A 19,615-nucleotide genomic window follows, 5' to 3' on the forward strand; every position below is an offset into this window, starting at 1 on the left:
ACTCAACCCCGCAGGTGTCCCGGCGACACCTGCGTCATTACAGGTGATGCCATGAATTCCCGTATCGATGCCGCTGCCACGCTGGTCGAGATTTTGCTGCTGCGTGCCAGTGAGTCCCCGCATACAGTGGCCTTGCGTTTTCTTGCCGACAGCGGTGAGACGTCCTTGACTTACCAGGCGCTCGACCGCCGTGCGCGGGCCATCGCTGCCAGCCTGGCCGGGCAGGCGCAGCCAGGCGATCGGGCGCTGCTGCTGTTGCCCAGTGGCGGTGATTACGTGGCCGCGTTCTTCGGTTGCCTGTACGCGGGCGTGATTGCCGTGCCGGCCTACCCGCCGGAGTCGACGCGCGACCAGCACCTGCTGCGCCTGCAATCCATCCTTGGCGATGCGGCCCCCAGCGTGATCCTCAGTGAACAGGCCCTGCTGACCACCCTGGCGCCGGTATGCGCCGGGCGCCATGTGCACTGCGTGGCAGTGGACACGCTTGAGACCGACCTGGCCGATGACTGGCAACAGCGCCTGCCGTTGCCCACCGATATCGCTTTTCTGCAGTACACCTCCGGCTCCACGTCGGCGCCCAAGGGCGTCGAGGTCAGCCACGGCAACCTGCTGGCCAACGAACAATTGATCCGTCATGGATTTGCCATTGGCGAGGGCGACGTGATCGTCAGCTGGCTGCCCCTGTTCCACGACATGGGGCTGATTGGGGGCCTGCTGCAACCTATCTACAGCGGTGTGCCCTGCGTGCTGATGTCGCCCAAGTACTTCCTCGAGCGCCCGGTGCGCTGGCTGGAGGCGATCGATCGTTACCGCGGCACCATCAGCGGCGGGCCGGACTTTGCCTACCGGCTGTGCAGTGAGCGCATCAGCGATGCAGCGCGTCACGGTCTGGATCTGAGCCATTGGCGGGTGGCGTATTCGGGTTCGGAGCCGATCCGCGCCGAGACCCTTGAGCGCTTTGCCCAGCAGTTCGCCGAACAGGGTTTTGTGTCATCTGCCTACTTCGCCAGCTATGGCCTGGCCGAGGCCACGCTGTTTGTCGCCGGCGGCCGGCCCGGGCAGGGCATTGGTCAGGTGCGTGGCTCGGGCGCCGCGCTGGCGGCCAACCGTTTCGAACCGGGCAACGACCTGACGCTGATCAGCTGTGGGTACGGCCAGCCCGGTCACGCCATCCTATTGGTCGATCCGGCCAACCTGCAACCGGTGCCCGAAGGGCAGGTGGGTGAATTGTGGGCCAGCGGCCCCAGCATTGCCCGTGGCTACTGGAACAATCCCGAGGCCACCGCCCGCACGTTCGTGATGCGCGATGGCGTTGCCTGGTTGCGTACCGGCGACCTGGCGTTCATGCACCAGGGCGAAGTGTTCGTGACCGGGCGCTTGAAGGACATGCTGATCATTCGGGGTCAGAACCTGTACCCGCAAGACATCGAAAGCCATCTGGAGGCGTCCCTGGATGTGCTGCGCAAAGGGCGTATCGCCGCCTTTGCGCTGCAGCACGATGGCGCCGAAGCCATCGGCATAGCCGTGGAAATCGGCCGCGGGGTGCGCAAGCTGCTGGCGGCCGAGGCGCTGGTTCAGGCCATCAGCGAATGCGTTGGCGAAGTCTGCCAGCAGTCCCCGGCACTGGTGATCCTGCTGGAGCCTGGCGCCTTGCCGAAAACCTCCAGCGGCAAGCTGCAACGCTCGGCCTGTTACTCGCAATGGCAGGCGGGCACCCTGGACAGCTATCACGTTCATGTGGCCGGCCACGCCCCCGTGGCGAGGCAGGCGCCCGCACAGGGGCTGGATGAGCGTCAACGGCAGGTTGCGGCATTGTGGGGTGAAGTGCTGGGGCAGGCGCCTGCCGATGTCGATGCGCACTTCTTCGCCCTGGGCGGCAACTCCATCAGCGCGGTGCAAGTCATGGCCCGTCTGCGTGAGCGCCTGGGCGTGGACGTGGCATTGGCCGAGCTGTTCGAAGCGCCAACCCTGGGGGCCTTTGTCGCTCGCCTGCCACCTTTCGCACCTGCACCTACGCCGGGCACGGCGATTGCGCGTCTGCGCGCCGATGCCGCGCGGCCGCTGTCGCCCGCGCAGCAGCGCATGTGGTTCATGTGGAAGCTGGCCCCGGAAAACAGTGCCTATACCATTTCCGGCGCGCTGCATTTGCGCGGCCTGCTGGACGTCGGCAGCCTGGGCCAGGCATTGACAGCGCTGGTCTCGCGCCATGAAGTGCTGCGCAGCCGGTTCATCGAATCGCACGCTGGCTTGCAGCAACAGGTGGCAGCCGTCACCCCGGTGGCGTTGCCGGTCAGCGACCTGCGCGGGTTGACGGGCGAGGCCCTCGAGCAGGCCTTGCAACACTGGGCGGACAATGAGGCGCAGGCGCCGTTCGACCTGGAAAACGGGCCGTTGCTGCGTGCCCGCCTGTTGTTGCTCGATGATCAACGCTACCGGCTGTTGCTGAGTATCCAGCACATCGTCGCCGATGGCTGGTCCATGAACATTCTCAGCGGCGAGCTTGCCGAGCTCTACCGTGCAGCCACGTGCGAGCAGATGCCAGGGCTGCAACCGCTGGCCATTCAATACGCCGACTTTGCGGCCTGGCAACAGCAGTGGCTGGCGGGCACCGACAGCGCCCGGCAGTTGGCCTACTGGGTGCAGCGCCTGGGGCATGAGCAACCGTTGCTGGCACTGCCCGCCGACCGGCCGCGGCCAGCGAGCCCCAGCGGCCGAGGCGGGCAGGTGCAGGTGCAACTGCCAGCGGCCCTGACCGCTTCACTCAAGGCCCTGGACCAGCGCTGCCACCTGACCTTGCCAATGGTGCTGCTCGCCAGCTTCCAGGTGCTGTTGTCCCGGCACAGTGGCCAGGACGATATCCGTGTCGGCAGCACCGTGGCCAACCGCAACCGGGTAGAGACCGAAGGGCTGATCGGCTTCTTCGTCAACATGCTGGTGCTGCGCGTCGACCTGGCCGGCAACCCCGGCTTCCTCGACTTCCTGGCCCAGGTCCGTGAGGTGGCGCTGCAGGCCCAGGCCCATCAAGACCTGCCGTTCGAGCGTCTGGTGGAGGTGCTGCAGCCGGGCCGGGAACTGGGGTACAACCCGCTGTTCCAGGTGGCCTACGATCATCAATGGCAGCACCTGGATGCCTTCCAGACACTGCCCGGCCTGGCCTTGGAACAGGTGACGCACAGCCAGCAGGCCAGCCAGTTCGACCTGATCCTGCACACCACCGAAAACGGCGACGGCCTGGCGGCGGGCTTCAGCTACAGCGCCGACCTGTTCGATGCCACCACGATCCAGCGCATGGCCCGGCAATGGTGCGTGCTGTTGCAGGCGGCCGTCGACCAGCCCGCCACCCCGGTCAAGCAACTGCCGCTGATGACGGACGCCGAGCAACAAGCGTTGTTGCTGCGCTGGAACCCGCCGGGCCAGCAGTTTCCCGACCTCGAGTGCCTGCACCGCCTGTTCGAACGGCAGGCCGCCCGCGCTCCGCAGGCTGTGGCCTTGAGCAGCGGTACCGAGCGCCTCAGCTATGCCCAGCTCAACGCCCGTGCCAACCGCGTCGCCCATGTGCTGCGCAGCCGCGGAGTGGGCCCGCAGGTGTTGGTGGGCATTGCCGCCGAGCGCTCCTTCGACCTGATCGTGGGGCTGCTGGCCATCCTGAAGGCGGGGGGCGCCTACCTGCCGCTGGACCCTGCCTATCCCGCCCAGCGCCTGACCCACATGCAGCAGGACAGCGGCATCGACCTGCTGCTGACCCAGCGTGAGCTGGTAGGCCAATTGGCGCTGGTGCCAGGCCTGGAAGTGATTTGCCTGGACGACGCCGCCACCTTCGCAGGCGCCAGCGAAGACAACCTGGAAAGCGGCCCCGGCGCCGATGACCTGGCGTATTGCATTTACACCTCCGGCTCCACCGGCAACCCCAAGGGCGTGCCGGTCACCCATGCCAACGTGGCCCGCCTGCTGCAAGCCAGCCAACGCGACTTCCGGTTTGGCCCCAGCGAGGTCTGGACGCTATTCCACTCCTGCGCCTTCGACTTCTCGGTCTGGGAGATATTCGGTGCGCTGACCCAGGGTGGGCGCCTGGTGATCGTGCCGTACCTCACCAGCCGCGAGCCCCAGGCGTTCTACCGCCTGCTGTGCGACGAGGGCGTCACCGTGCTCAACCAGACGCCTTCGGCCTTCCGCCAGTTGATCCCGTTCGCCGTGGCAGCGCCTGCGCAAGCGCTCAGCCTGCGCCATGTGATCTTCGGCGGTGAGGCCCTGGAGGTGGGAACGCTGGCGCCCTGGTTCAGTCATTTTGGTGACCAGCAGGTGCGCCTGGTCAACATGTATGGCATTACCGAAACCACCGTGCATGTGACCTATCGCCTGCTGAGCCAGGCCGACCTCGGCCGTGCCGGCAGCCCCATTGGCCAGCCACTGGCCGATCTGCAATGGTATTTCCTGGACGACCAGATGAATCCCGTGCCGCCGGGCGTGGCTGGTGAGTTGTACATCGGCGGGGCAGGGCTGGCGCGGGGTTACTGGCGCCGCCCCGGCCTGAGCGCCGAGCGCTTTGTTGCCAACCCCTTCGGCGTGCCGGGCAGCCGTCTGTATCGCAGCGGTGATCTGGCCCGCTACCTGGCCGATGGCGCGGTGGAGTACCTGGGGCGTGCCGACCATCAGGTCAAGGTGCGTGGGTTCCGCATCGAGCTGGGCGAGATCGAGGCGTGTCTGCGTCAGGCCCCCCAAGTGCGGGATGCGGTGGTGCTGGTGGGTGACGATGGCAGCGGCGACAAGCGCCTGCAAGCCTATGTGGTGCCCGACACGCGCCGCCTGGCCGATGAGCAGGCCAGCACGGAAAGTGCCTTGCTGGACCAGTGGCAAACGGTATTCGATGCCACCTATGACCTGCCCCAGGACATTCGTGGCCCCAGCTTCACGGGCTGGAACGACAGCTATCACGACCAGCCAATTCCCCATGAACAGATGCAGGAGTGGCTGGACACCACGGTGCAGCGCATCCTTGCGCTCAAGCCCAAGCGCCTGCTGGAGGTGGGCTGCGGCGTGGGTTTGCTGACCCAGCATCTGGCGCCCGTGTGCGAGGTGTACCAGGGGTGCGACTTCTCCGCCTCGGCCATCGCCGAGCTGGGGGCCTGGGCCAACACCCAACCCACCTTGCACCACGTGCAGTTGCAGCACCGCCAGGCCACGGACTTCACGGGCATCGCGCCGGGCAGCTTCGACACGGTGGTGATCAACTCGGTGGCGCAGTATTTCCCCGATGTCGACTACCTGGTGCAGGTGTTGAAAAACGCCGTGATGGCGGTGGCGCCCGGGGGCCACATTTTTGTTGGCGATGTGCGCCACCTGGGGCTGTTGCCGTTGTTCCATGCCTCGTTGGAGCTGGCCCGGGCGCCCGCGCAGCTGTCGCTCAGGCAGCTCAAGAGCCGGGTGCTCAAGGCCATGGCCGAAGACAACGAATTGCTGCTGGCGCCGGCGTTTTTCACCCAGTTGGCCGAACAGCTCGAAGGGGTGGCCGGCATCAGCCTGCAACTGCGTCGTGGCGCCTGGCACAACGAACTCAGCGCCTACCGTTACGACGCCGTCCTGCGCGTGGGCCACGCGGTGGCGGATGAAAACGCCGACTTGCTGGCCTGGCGTGCCGGTGACCAGGCCTTGGACGAACTGCGTACGCTGCTGGCCCACCAGCGGCCGCCGGCCGTGCGCTTGCATGGGCTGGCCAACCCGCGGCTGGCGCGTGACCTGCAAGCCTGGCACCACATCGACCGCGCCGCTGAAGGCGTCACCGCCGGGCAGCTGCGTGAACAACTGCTTGCCTTGCCATTGCCCGACAGTGATCCCCAGGCGTTCTGCGACCTGGGCCAGGCCCACGATTACGAAGTGCGCCTGCACTGGAGTGAGCAAGGCGTGCCAGGGCATTTCGATGCCTTGCTGATCGATCCGCATTGCCGGGACACCTACCCGGTGGACCAGGCCATCATCAAGAAGCCGCATGCCCAGCATCGCCCCTGGCTGACCCACAGCAGTAACCCGTTGATGGCGCGCCGTCGCCAGCAACTGCCGGTGGTGCTGCGCGAGCAGCTCAAGCAAAGCCTGCCTGCGCACATGCTGCCGGCCCAGATCGTGGTGCTCGACGCCCTGCCGCTGACCAGCAACGGCAAGCTCGACCGCCAGGTGCTGGCCGGGCATGACAGCCTGTCGCAACCCGGCAATGCCCACTACCGCGCCCCCCAGACCGAGCTGCAGCAGGCCGTGGCCGCCATCTGGCAGGAAGTGCTTGGGGCCAAGCGCGTGGGGCTGGAGGACAACTTCTTCGATCTGGGCGGGCACTCATTGCTGGCCACCCAGGTGGTGTCGCGGATCAATCAAGAGCTGCAGATCAAGTTGTCGGTACGCAGCCTGTTCGAAACCCGCCACCTGGGCGCACTGGTGGAGGTGGTGGAACAACTGGGCGGCCAGCGGCTGTCCAGCGAACACCTCAACGCCGAAGTGGCCGCAGCCCTGGCCGCCCTGCAAGGGCTCAGCGAGGAAGATCTACAGCTGTTGGCCGGTAACACCGCTCAAGGGATGATTTCATGAACGCATTACTGGATTCGCTCAAGGGCCTGACGCCCACCCAGCGCAAGGCGCTGATCGCCATGCTGGCCAAGAAAGGCATCGACCTGCATGCGCAACTGCCCATCCCGGCGCTGGACCGCGAGCAGCCGTTGGGGTTGTCGTTTGCCCAGCAACGGCTGTGGTTCCTCTGGCAGATGGACCCTGATGGCAGCGCCTACAACATCCCCGGTGCCCTGCGCGTGCAAGGCCCGCTGGACACGGCGCTGGTACAGCGCACGTTCGATCACTTGGTGGCGCGCCATGAGGCGCTGCGGACCACCTTTGACCACCGTGGCGATACCGATGTGCAGGTTATCCACCCGCAGTTGACGGTGCCGGTGGCGAGGGTCGACCTCAGTCACCTGGCGCAGGACGACGCCCTGCGTCAGGCCGGCGAGCTTGCCGAGCGCGAGGCCCTGGCACCGTTTGACCTGCGCCGTGGACCGCTGCTGCGCCTGCAGCTGCTGCGCCTGGACGCGCACGACCATCTGCTGCTGGTCTCCTTGCATCACATCATCGCCGATGGCTGGTCGGTAGACCTGTTCCTCAAGGAGTTCGCGCAGGTGTATGACGGCTTCAAGGCCGGGGTGCAGGCCGAGCTGGCGCCACTGCCGATCCAGTACGCCGATTACGCCCACTGGCAGCGCGAATGGCTGGATGCCGGCGAAAGCGATCGGCAACTGGCTTACTGGCGCCAGCAACTGGGCGATGAACACCCACCGCTGCAACTGCCCCTGGACCGCCCGCGTCCGGCCCAGCTCAGTGCCCGTGGTGCCAGCCTCGACCTTGCCCTGGACCAGGACCTGAGCCAGCGTTTGAAAGCGCTGGCCAAGGCCGAGGACGTGACCCTGTTCGTAGTATTGCTGGCCGCCTTTAACCTGCTGTTGTACCGCTACAGCGGCCAGCATGACCTGCGCATCGGCGTGCCCGTGGCCAACCGCAATCGCCTGGAAACCGAAGGCGTGGTGGGCTTCTTCGTCAACACGCTGGTACTGCGCACACGCCTGGACAGCCGCGAGAGCTTCCGCCAGCTGGTGCAGCAGGTTCATCAGGCCTCCGTGGCGTCGCAGGCCAATCAGGACTTGCCTTTCGAACGTCTGGTGGAGGCCCTGCAGCCCGAGCGCAGCCTGAGCTATAACCCGCTGTTCCAGGTGAAGTTCAACTACGGCTTCGATGTGTCCAGCCTGCCCGCGCCGCAAGGCCTGAGCATGACCCGTTGGCCCAGCCAGCACCTGGGTGCGCATTTCGACCTGGCGCTGGACCTGACCGACACGGCCACCGGGGTGCAGGGCGCTTTCACCTATGCCCGCGACCTGTTCGATGCCGGCAGCATCGACACCCTGGCCTGCGAATTCGTCGCCTTGCTGGGTGACCTGGTGCACCGGCCTGCCGTTCCGCTGTGGTCGGTGGCCGAGCAGCAGCCCAGCCATGCTGGCCTCGCAGGCCCGGCCCGTGACTTTTCCGCCACCAGCGTACTGCACGCGTGGCAACAGCACTGCGATCGTCAGCCCCAGGCCGTGGCCGTGCAGGCGGGGAACCAGGCCTTGAGCTTCGCCGAAGTTGACGCCCAGGCCAATAGCCTGGCGGTGTACCTGCAACGCCAAGGTGTAAGGGCAGGGGAGTATGTGTTGCTTGCCGCCCCGCGTTCGCCGCTGTGGGTGGTTGGCCTGCTGGGGGTACTCAAGAGCGGTGCCGCCTACGTGCCCCTCGACCCGCAGGTACCTGCGCAGCGGCTGGCGCAGGTCACCGCCCAGAGCAAGGCGCGCTGGCTGGTTACCGCAGACGCCCACCTGGCCGCCGTCGACGGCCTGCAGGTGATCGACCTGCACCAGCCTGAGTGGCGGCAATGCACAGGTCACGTGCCCGGCGCGGCCGTGCACCCGGAGATGCCCGCCTACGTGATCTTCACCTCCGGCTCCACCGGCCAGCCCAAAGGAGTGGTGGTCAGCCACCGGGCGTTGAACAACTACGTGCAGGGCCTGCTGGAAAGCACGGCGCTTGCCCCCTACGCCAGCATGGCAATGGTCTCCAGCGTAGCCGCCGACCTGGGCCACACGGTGCTGTTCGGTGCCCTGTGCAGCGGCCGCAGGCTGCACCTGCTCAGCGACGAGCAGTGCGCCGACGCCGAGGCCTTCGCGCAGTACATGGCCAGCCACCAGGTGGGCGTGCTCAAGATTGTCCCCAGCCATTTGCGAGGCCTGTTGCAGGCCGCTGACAACCCTGCAGTGCTGCCGCAGCATGCGCTGATCACTGGCGGCGAGGCGTGCGACTGGGACCTGGTGGAACACATCCGCCGGCTGGCGCCGGGGTGCCGCCTGATCAATCACTATGGCCCCAGCGAAACCACCGTCGGCGTATTGGTGGGTGAGGTGGGGGCCAGGCTGGCCAATAGCGCCACGGCGTTGCTGGGCCTGCCGCTGGCCAACACCTGGGCCAGGGTGCTGGATGGCGATCTCAACCCGGTACCGGTCAACGCCATGGGCGAGCTCTACCTGGGCGGCGCCGGGTTGGCGCAAGGGTACCTGGGCCAGCCCGGGTTGAGCGCAGAACGTTTTATCGCCGACCCTGCCGGCAATGGCCAACGCCTCTACCGCACGGGCGACCGCGTGCGTTACCGCCGCGACGGGCGCCTGGAGTTCCTGGGGCGTAATGACGACCAGGTGAAAATTCGCGGCTACCGCGTCGAGCTCAACGAAGTGGCGCTGGCGATCAAGGCCGTGCCCGGCGTGCTCGATGCGGTGGTGTTGGCATGCCCGGGCAGCACCGGCACGCAGCAGTTGGCGGCCTGGTGCGTGCTGGACAGCCAGACCTCGCTGGCCAGCGTGCAGCAGGCCGTGCAGGGACAACTGTCGGACTATCAATTACCCAGCCACTGGCAGCGCCTGGACGCCATGCCGCTGACCGCCAACGGCAAGCTCGATCGTCGGGCGCTGCCGGCACCGGAGCAGGCCCAGGGGCAATTCATCGAACCGCGCAATGACGTGGAACGGCAGTTGGCTGACGTGTGGGCGCAGGTGCTCAAGGTGCCGCGAGTGGGGGTAAGGGACAACTTCTTCGAACTGGGTGGTGACTCGATTCTCAGCCTGCAGATCATCGCCCGTTCGCGCAAACTGGGCTTCAAGCTGTCCCCCAAGCAGTTATTCGAAAAGCAGACCGTAGAACAGTTGGCGCTGTTGTTTGGCGACAGCGTGGCGCCAGCCCCCGCCGTCACCACGCTCATGCCGCATGCGGGCGACCGTCAGCAGGGCCCGTTGTCACTGGGCCAGCAGCGCCTGTGGTTCCTCTGGAAGCTGGTGCCGCACAGCAGCGCCTACAACATCGCGGCCGCCATCCACCTGCGCGGCCCGCTCGACCGCCAGGCGCTGGTCCAGGCATTCGCCTACCTGGTGGCGCGCCACGAAGGGTTGCGCACCACGTTCCGGGAAGTGGAAGGCAGCGTTCGCCAGTACATCGGCAAGCCCTACGAGCCCGTCCTTGAGTTGCAGACCGTGGAGGCCCCCCAGCACCTGTCGGACAGCTTGCAGGCTCACGCCGGCACCTGCTTCGACCTGGCCAGCGGCCCGCTGCTGCGGCTCAAGTTGCTGGTGCTCGGCGAGCAGGAGCATGTGCTGTCAATGGTCGTGCACCACATAGTCGCCGACGGCTGGACCATGAACCTGCTGACCGAGGAGTTCAGCCACTGCTACGCCCGGTTCAGCCAGGGTCAGGCGCCGCAACTGCCGCCGCTGGCCTTGCAGTACCAGGACTTCGTCGCCTGGCAGCAGGCATGGCTTGGCAGTGCCGATCAGCAGCGCCAGTTGCAGTATTGGCGCCAGACGCTGGAGGGCGAACAACCTGTGCTGCAACTGCCCGGCGACCATCCACGGCCGCCGCAGCAGAGCTTTCGCGGTGCCCGGCACCAGGTGCAGTTGGCACCCACGTTGGCCGATGGCTTGCGCGGCCTGGCCCAGGGTCGCGGCGACAGCCTGTTCATGGTGATGCTGGCCGCCTTCCAGGTGCTGCTGTACCGCTACAGTGGCCAGGCCGACCTGCGCGTCGGGGTGCCGGTGGCCAACCGCAATCGGGTCGAGTTTGAAAACCTGCTGGGGTTCTTCGTCAACACCCAGGTACTTCGCAGCCAACTGAGCGGCCAGCAATCGTTCGAGCAACTGTTGGCGCAGGTCAAGGCTGGGGTGCTGGCCGCCCAGGAACACCAGGACCTGTCATTCGAGCAACTGGTGGAGGCCATCAACCCGCAGCGCAGCCTGAGCCATAACCCGCTGTTCCAGGTGATGTACAACCACACCCGGTTGCGTTCCCAGGCGCTGCACGGCATCAATGGCCTGGACATCCAGGTGCTGGAGCAAGGCACCCGGAGCACTCAGTTCGACCTGATGCTCAACAGTGAAGAATGCGCGGAAGGTGGCCTGCGCTTGAGCTTCGGCTATGCCCAGGACCTGTTCGAAGCCCAGAGCATCGAGCGCCTGGCCGGCCATTTCATCCACCTGCTGAACCAGATCGTCAGCCGCCCCGGCCAGGCGCTGGATGACTTCCAATTGGCGGATCCGGCGCAGCGCCAGCGCTTGCTGGCCCTGTCCTGCGGCCCCGAGCGGGCCGCCCCGCAGCCGTTGTACGTGCACCATGCCATCGCCCGGCAGGCAGCCGGCAACCCTCAGGCCACCGCGCTGGTCATGGGCGAAGCGCGCATGAGCTACGGCGAGCTGGAGGCGCGTGCCAACCGCCTGGGCCATCACCTGATGCGCCTTGGCGCCGGGCCGGAAGTGGTGGTGGGCATCGCCGCCCATCGTTCGCTCGACCTGGTGGTGGGCCTGTTGGCGATCCTCAAGGCCGGGGCGGCTTACCTGCCGCTGGATCCGGACTATCCGGCGCAACGCCTGGGCTACATGGTGGCCGACAGCGGCATCGAACTGCTGCTGGCGCAACCCGCCTTGTTGGATGGGCTGGCGCTGCCTGACGGGGTGCGCGTGGTGGACCTGGCCCAGCCGTGCGAACACGAGTCGGCGCAGGCACCCACCCCGGCGCTCGACCCTGCACAACTGGCCTACGTGATCTACACGTCCGGCTCCACCGGGCAGCCCAAGGGCGCAGGTAACAGCCACGGCGCCCTCGCCAACCGTCTGGCGTGGATGCAAAGTGCTTACCCGCTGGGGGCCGATGACTGCGTGCTGCAGAAAACGCCGTTCAGTTTCGACGTGTCATTGTGGGAATTCTTCTGGCCGCTGATGTTCGGCGCGCGCCTTGCCCTGGCCGGTCCGGGCGAACACCAGGACCCCATCTGCCTGGCGCAGCGTATCCGCGACTACGGCGTCACCACGCTGCATTTCGTGCCGTCGATGCTGCAAGCCTTCATGGCCGCCGAGCCGTCGCCGCCGCTACCCAGCCTCAAGCGTATCGTCTGCAGTGGCGAAGCGCTGCCGGCACAGCTGCAACAGCAGGTTCTGACACGCCTGCCCCACGCCGGCCTGTACAACCTGTATGGGCCCACCGAGGCGGCCATCGACGTCAGTCACTGGACCTGCCACGACGAAGGGCGCGACAGCGTGCCCATCGGTCGTGCCATCGATAACACCCAGCTGTACGTGCTGGACGCCGCACTGCAGCCCCTGCCGCTGAACGTCATTGGCGAGCTGTACATCGGTGGCCACAACCTGGCCCGCGGCTATCGTGGGCGCCCGGGCCTGACCGCCGAACGCTTCGTGGCCAACCCGTTCGGGCCGGCGGGGTCGCGCCTGTACCGTACCGGCGACCTGGCGCGCTACCGCGCCGACGGTGCCATCGAGTACGCCGGTCGCTGTGATCATCAGGTCAAGTTGCGCGGCCAGCGCATCGAGCTGGGTGAAATCGAGGCGCAATTGCGTCGCTGCCCCGGTGTCGACGACGCCGTGGTGCTGGCCGTGCACAGCCCTGCCGGGCAGCAACTGGTGGCCTACGTGGCCACCGGCCTGGCGGCGGATGGCCTGGGTGGCGAATGGCGTCGCCACCTGCGCCAGCACTTGCCCGAGTACATGTTGCCGGGGCTGTTCGTGGCCTTGGCACGGCTACCCCTGAGTGCCAACGGCAAGCTGGACCGCAAGGCGCTGCCCGCGCCGCAGTGGCACAGCGAGGTGCAGTACCAGGCGCCAGCCACCGCCGTGCAACAGCAGTTGGCGGACATCTGGCAGCGCTTGCTCAACGTCGAGCGGGTAGGGTTGGGTGACGACTTTTTTGCGTTGGGCGGGCACTCGCTGCTGGCCACGCGCATGGCCGCCGACATTCGCCAGGCGCTGCTGATCGAGGTGCCCCTGCGCTGGGTATTCGAAGCCGGCAGCCTGGCGGCCCTGGCCGTTCTGGTGGAAGAAGAACTGGCCGCCGCCGACCTTGGCGGTGACCTTGATAGCATGGCCGCGATGCTGGCCGAGCTGGAGCAAAGCGAATGACCACATCCCTGGCGCAGCAGGCTCAGGCCCTGCAAGACATCGCCCGGCGCGCCAGCGCCCTGAGTGACGAAAAACAACAGGCGTTCCTGCGCCAACTGGGCGCCAAGGGGATTGCCCTGGGCAAGCTGCCCATTGTCGCCTCGCCGCGCAGTGAGGACTTGCCGCTGTCCCACGCCCAGCAGCGGCTGTGGTTCCTCTGGCAACTGGAGCCGGACAGCCCCGCCTACAACATTGCCAGCAACCTGCGCCTGCGCGGCGCCCTGGCGATTGACCGGGTAGAGCAAGCGTTCACCGCCGTGGTGCGCCGCCACGAGGCGTTGCGCACCCGCTTCCCCGCCACCGATGGCCAGGCCCGGCAGTGCATCGATCCGCCGGCGGCGGTGCCGGTGACGTTGCATGACCTGACCTGGCTGGATGACGATCAGCGCCTGTCGCGGGCGCAGAACCTGGTGGAGCAAGAGGCCCGGCGCCCGTTCGACCTCGCCTGCGGGCCGCTGCTGCGGGTAGGGTTGATACGCTTGGCCGATGACGACCATGTCCTGCTGCTGACCTTGCATCACATCGTCGCCGATGGCTGGTCGCTGAACCTGCTGATCAACGAGTTTGCCGCCCTCTACGGCGGGGCAGCCGATGTGCCGACACTGGCGGTGCAGTACAAGGATTACGCGCTATGGCAGCGCAACCTGCTGCGCGCCGGCGAGGGGCAACGGCAGTTGGACTACTGGCGCCAGCAGTTGGCCGGGCATGACGGCGTGCTGGAGCTACCCCTAGACCACCCCCGCGCGCTGCACCCCACTCTGGAGGGGGCCAGCGTGCCGTTGTCGATTGCGGCGGGGTTGGCCGAAGGCCTGCGGGCGGTTGCGCGCGCAGGCCAAGTCAGCCTGTTCAGCGTGCTGCTGACCGCGTTCAACCTGTTGCTGTGGCGCCACAGCGGCCAGCGTGACCTGCTGGTGGGCGTGCCCATTGCCAACCGCCAGCGTCAGGAAGTGCAGAACCTGCTGGGGCTGTTCGTCAACACCCAGGTGATGCGCTGCCGCCTGGACCCGCGCCAGACGTTTCTGAGTGCATTGGCCCAGGTGGCGGAAACCGGCGTGCAGGCGCAAAGCTGGCAGGACCTGCCGTTCGAGCAATTGGTGGATGCACTGCAAGGGCAGCGGAGCTTGAACCGCACGCCACTGTTCCAGGTAATGTTCAACCACCAACAGCGTCACCTGGGGGCGCTCGAACGGCTGCCCGGCCTTACCGCCGAGCCTTTCGTCCAGGTTCAGCGCAGCGCCCGTTTCGACCTGGCGCTGGACACCGAGGAGGACGACCAGGGCGGCCTGCGCGCGCTGTTCACCTACCCCGTGGCACTGTTCGACACCGCCACCGTGCAGGGCATGGCGGACCGTTACCTGGCCCTGCTGGAACAGATCGCTGCCCAGCCTGAGGGGCGGGTGGGTGAATTGGGGGTGGCAGCTACGCCCGCCTGGCTCGACGACTTCAATCGCACCGAACGGGCGTTCCCCGATGCCTGCCTGCACCATCTGTTCGAAGCCCAGGCCGCACGCACGCCCCAGGCCTGCGCGGTGGTGTGTGGCGAACGGCACTACACCTACGCCGAACTGGACCGGCGGGCCAATCAGGTCGCGCATCAATTGCGGGCCTGGGGCGTGGGCCCCGATGCACTGGTGGCGATTGCCGTGCCGCGTTCGCTGGAATTGCTGGTGGGCCTGTTGGGTATTCTCAAGGCCGGCGGCGCCTATGTGCCGCTGGACCCCGATTACCCGGCGGAGCGGCTGGCGTACATGCTCGATGATTGCCGCGCCGGCTGGCTGGTCAGCCAGCATGAGGTGGTGCAGCACCTGGCCCCGGGCAAGGCCCGCGTGCTGTGCCTGGACCGTGACCAGGCGAGCTTGGCGGCCTTGCCCGACAGCCCTCCCGCAGCGGCGCAGGGCACGCAGACTCTGGCCTACTGCATCTACACGTCTGGCTCCACCGGCAAGCCCAAGGGCGTGGCCATCAGCCACGCCGCGGTGGTGAATTTCCTCTCCAGCATGGCCCGCGCGCCAGGCATCAGTGCCAGTGACCGAGTGCTGGGCCTGACGTCATTGTCGTTCGACATCGCGGCCCTGGAGCTGTACCTGCCATTGCTCAACGGCGCCCGCCTGGTACTGGTGGACCGCGACTGCGCGCGCGATCCTCAGCGCCTGCTGGCGCAAGTGCGTCACCACGATGTCAGCCTGATTCAGGCCACGCCGTCGACGTGGCGCATGCTGTTGGCCGGCAATGGCAGTGCCGCGCTGGCCGGGCGCCGGCTGTTGTGCGGTGGCGAGGCGTTGGACAGCGACCTGGCCGCCCGTTTGCTGGCCTGTGGCAGCAGCGTGTGGAACCTCTACGGCCCCACCGAAACCACCATCTGGTCGGCGGTGCAGGCACTGGATTCGGACCAGGCCTGGCTGGGCCGGCCGTTGGACAACACCCAGCTTTACGTGCTGGACGATGAACTCAACCGACAGCCACCCGGTGTTGCCGGCGAGCTGTACATTGGTGGTCGCGGGCTGGCCCGTGGCTACCTGCGCCGCCCGGGGCTGACGGCCGAGCGCTTTGTCGCGGACCCGTTCGGTGAACCGGGAGGCCGTCTGTACCGCACCGGGGACCGCGTACGGTTGCGCGCGGATGGCCGCTTGCAGTACCTGGAGCGGGTGGACCACCAGGTCAAGGTGCGTGGCTTCCGCATCGAACTGGGTGAAATCGAGGCGCGGTTGCGGGAAGTGGCGGGCGTGCGCGAGGCGGCGGTGATTGCCCGCGATGGGGCTCAGGGCAAGCAACTGGTCGCCTACCTGTGCGCCCGCGACGAGCAGGTGACGCCGCTGCGCCAGCACCTGCAAGCCTGCCTGCCGGAGCACATGATGCCGGCCTATTTCGTGTTCCTGGCCCACATGCCGCTGACCCCCAACGGCAAACTTGACCGTCTGGCGCTGCCGGCGCCGGACATGGCGCTGCGCGAGGCCGCGTACGTTGAACCTCAGGGGGCAAGCCAACACAGCCTGGCGGCGATATGGCAGCGGTTGCTGAGTGTCGACAGGGTAGGGGGCAATGACAATTTCTTCGAACTGGGCGGCGATTCCATCCTGTCCATCCAGATGGTCAGCCAGGCCCGTGACGCCGGCCTGGCCCTGACACCCAAGCAAGTGTTCCAGCACCAGACCCTGGCCGCCATGGCGGCGGTCGCCCGACCGGTACTGGCCGATGCCGGGCTGGACCTCGATGCGCCGCTGGTTGCGCTGCAACCGGCGCAGTGGGAGGCATTGCGCAGTCGCCACGGCGATATCGAGGACATCTACCCGCTGTCCCCCATGCAACAGGGCATGCTGTTCCACGCCTTGCAGGCGCCAGGGCAGGGGTTGTATGTCAACCAGCTGACCCTGCGCATTGAGGGGCTCGACCCCGCACGCCTGGCCTCGGCCTGGCAGCAAGCCATCGCTCGGCACCCGGCCCTGCGCACGGCATTCGTCAGCAGCGACGAGGTGCTGGCCGAGCCGGCCCAGATCGTGTTGGCGGCGGTGGCGGTACCCTTCCAGGTGCTTGACTGGTCAAACCGCGACGTCACTCCCGCGGCCCTGGAGGCGCTGGCGCAAACCGAGCGCGACAAGGGTTTCGACCTGGCGTGCCCGCCGCTGCAACGGCTGCTGCTGGTGGACGTGGGGCAGGGCACCCATCAGCTGATCTGGACCAGCCACCACATCCTGATGGACGGCTGGAGCAGCGCCCAGTTGGTCAATGAGGTGCTGCAACGTTACCAGGGGCACGCGCCTGCCCAGGTGGCAGCGCCCTTCAGGCATTACCTGGCCTGGCTACAACGTCAGGACGCAGCCGTGAGCGAAACGTTCTGGCGCCACTACCTGGGCAACCTCGAAGCGCCCACACTGCTGGCCGCCGCCGTGGGCCAAAGCCTGCGGGGCGAAGGTTTTGCCCAGCATCCCTGCACACTGGGCCATGCACGCAGCGCCGGCATGCAGGCGTTCGCCAAGGCCTGTGGCGTCACGCTCAACACGCTGGTGCAAGGTGCCTGGCTGGTGCTGTTGCAGCGCTACAGCGCTCAGCACACGGTCTGCGTGGGCACCACGGTGGCTGGCCGCCCGCACGAGCTGGAAGGCGCGCAGCAGATGCTGGGGTTGTTCATCAATACCCTGCCACTGATTTGCGCGGTGCCGCCGTCGGCCGCCGTGGGCGACTGGCTGCGCGGCCTGCAGGACAGCAACCTGGCGGTGCGCGAGCACCAGCACACGCCGTTGTACCAACTGCAGAGCTGGGCCGGGCAGGGTGGCCAGGCGCTGTTCGACAGCCTGATCGTGTTCGAGAATTACCCGGTGGACCAGGCCCTGCGTGAGCGCAGCACGGCTGACCTGCGCCTGACCCAGGTGCACAATCGCGAGACCAGCCATTACCCGTTGACCTTGACGGTGCACGCCGGCAGCACCCTGGAGATTGTCTTCGGCTATCGCCGTGAGGCCTTCGACGAACCGCGCATACAGGCGTTGCAGGCGCAGCTGTTGCACGTGCTGGACCAGATGCTGGAGGCGCCCGACGCGGCGCTGGGCAATCTGCAGTTGCTCGACCGCCGCGCCCAGGCGCAGGTGCTGGGTTTCAACCCGCCAGCGCGGCCGTTGCCCCTGCCGTGCCTGAGCCTGGGGGTGCAGGCGCAAGTGGCCCGCAGCCCGCACGCCATCGCCGTCGCCTGCGCCAGCGAGACCCTCAGTTATGCCGCGCTCAACGCCCGGGCCAATCGCCTGGCGCGTGAGTTGCGTCGCCGCGGCGTGGCGCCCGGCGTGCTGGTAGGCGTGGCACTTGAGCGGTCCTCGGCGCTGCTGGTGGCCCTGCTGGCGGTGATCAAGGCGGGGGGCGCCTATGTGCCGCTGGACCCCGATTACCCCGCCGAACGGCTGGCCTACATGCTGGAAGACAGCGGTGCGCGGCTGGTGATCAGCCAGAGCAGCCTGGCCCCGCGCCTGCCCGTGCAGGGCGTCGAGGTGCTGTGCCTGGACCGCGACGAACCTGCACTGGCCGTGCTGGACAGTCACGATCTGCCACCCCTGGCCGGCCCTGAGGCCTTGCTGTACGTGATCTACACCTCGGGCTCCACCGGCCAGCCCAAGGGCGCGGGCGTCACGCGCGCAGGCTTTGCCAATTTGCTGCACTGGTACGGCGGGCAGTTTGATCTGGGCGCGGCCGACCGCTTCCTGGTGATGACATCGCCGGCGTTCGACCTGACCCAGAAAAACCTCTACGCGCCCCTGCTCTGCGGTGGGCAGGTGCACATGGCGGCCGCCGGTTACCAGCCGCTGGCGTTGCTGGAGCACATCGCCGGCCAAGGCATCACGGCGCTCAACTGTACCCCCAGCATGTTTTACCCGTTGCTCGACATGGGCACGGCCGCCCAGCTGGGCAGCCTGCGCCACGTGTTCCTGGGGGGCGAGCCGATACACGGCGCCCAACTGCGTGGGCATCTGGCGCACTTGCCCACCCCGCCCCAGGTGCACAACAGCTATGGCCCCACCGAGTGCACCGACGTGGTGGCCTGGCATACCTGGCAGGGCACTGACGGCGAGGTGCCCACCGGCATCGCCGTGGACAACACCCGGCTGTACATCGTGGACAGTCAGTTCAACCTCTTGCCGCCCGGTGCGGTGGGCGAACTGCTGATCGCCGGCACTGGCGTGGGGCGCGGCTACCACCAGCGGCCTTCGCTGAGCGCGGAGCGCTTTATGGCCGACCCGTTTGCCGCCGATGGCAGCCGCCTTTACCGAAGTGGCGACCTGGCCCGCTACACCGAGGCCGGTGTGCTGGAGTACGTGGGGCGGGTTGATCATCAGGTGAAAATCCGCGGGGTGCGCATCGAGCTGGGCGAGATCGAGGCGCGGCTGGGCGAGCATGTCCTTGTCGATGAAGCCGTGGTGATCGCCCACCAGGGTGGCAGTGGTCCGCAACTGGTGGCTTACCTGGTGCTGGCCGACGCCAAGCATGGCGGCGACTTGCCCGCCACGTTGCGCCAGTACCTGCGGCAGTCGTTGCCGGACTCCATGGTGCCCAGCCATTGGCAGGTGCTGCCTGCGCTGCCGCTTACGCCCAGCGGCAAGCTGGACCGCAAGGGCTTGCCGCTGCCCCAGGTGCAGGCGCGTCAGTACCGTGCGCCACACACCGAACTGCAGCGCCAGTTGGCGAGCATCTGGGCCTCGTTGCTGGGGGTGGAGCGCATCGGCCTGGACGATGATTTCTTCGAACTGGGTGGCCACTCCCTGCTGTTGACCCAGGCCCTGTCGCGTATCCAGCAAACCCTGCACGTGCGCCTGAGCCTGGCGCAGCTGTTCGACTGCGCCACCCTGGCCGACCTGGCCAGCCACATCGAAACCAGCACGGCCCCACGGGCCAGCGGCGGCGATGCGGCGATGATCGACGACCTGCTGGCCAGCCTCGAACAGGCCTGACCCCCGCCCCTCACTGGCCTGTCCGGCGGCGCCGCGCCGCCGGACTTCAGCCAATGCCTCGCTAAAGAAACCGCCACACCCTTCGTCATCTGATTAATGAGCCACGTGGGCGCCTGGCGACCTGTCACGGCGAAACATCAACCC

The 19,615-nt window shown here is 67.2% G+C and carries 2 protein-coding genes and 1 pseudogene; all 3 read left to right on the forward strand.

The window, feature by feature from the left end; genetic code table 11:
• Positions 1-51 precede the first annotated feature (51 nt).
• Positions 52-6,435 (forward strand): annotated as a pseudogene (locus ACZ9GA_RS01150) (amino acid adenylation domain-containing protein); the annotation flags it as partial.
• Between the two features lie 131 nt (positions 6,436-6,566).
• Complete coding sequence (locus tag ACZ9GA_RS01155) at positions 6,567-13,004, forward strand: amino acid adenylation domain-containing protein (RefSeq protein WP_457357747.1); 6,438 nt, start codon at positions 6,567-6,569, stop codon at positions 13,002-13,004.
• Entirely contained in the window at positions 13,001-19,471 is a 6,471-nt protein-coding gene (locus tag ACZ9GA_RS01160) for an amino acid adenylation domain-containing protein (protein WP_457357745.1), read from the forward strand. Before ACZ9GA_RS01155 ends, ACZ9GA_RS01160 begins: the two co-directional genes overlap by 4 nt.
• Positions 19,472-19,615: the final 144 nt, after the last annotated feature.

The organism is Pseudomonas sp. TE3644, assembly GCF_056278815.1.

Coding starts and splice junctions, on each gene's coding strand:
- ACZ9GA_RS01155 (WP_457357747.1), top strand. CDS start 6,567: ATGAACGCATTACTGGATTCGCTCAAGGGCCTGACGCCCACCCAGCGC.
- ACZ9GA_RS01160 (WP_457357745.1), top strand. CDS start 13,001: ATGACCACATCCCTGGCGCAGCAGGCTCAGGCCCTGCAAGACATCGCC.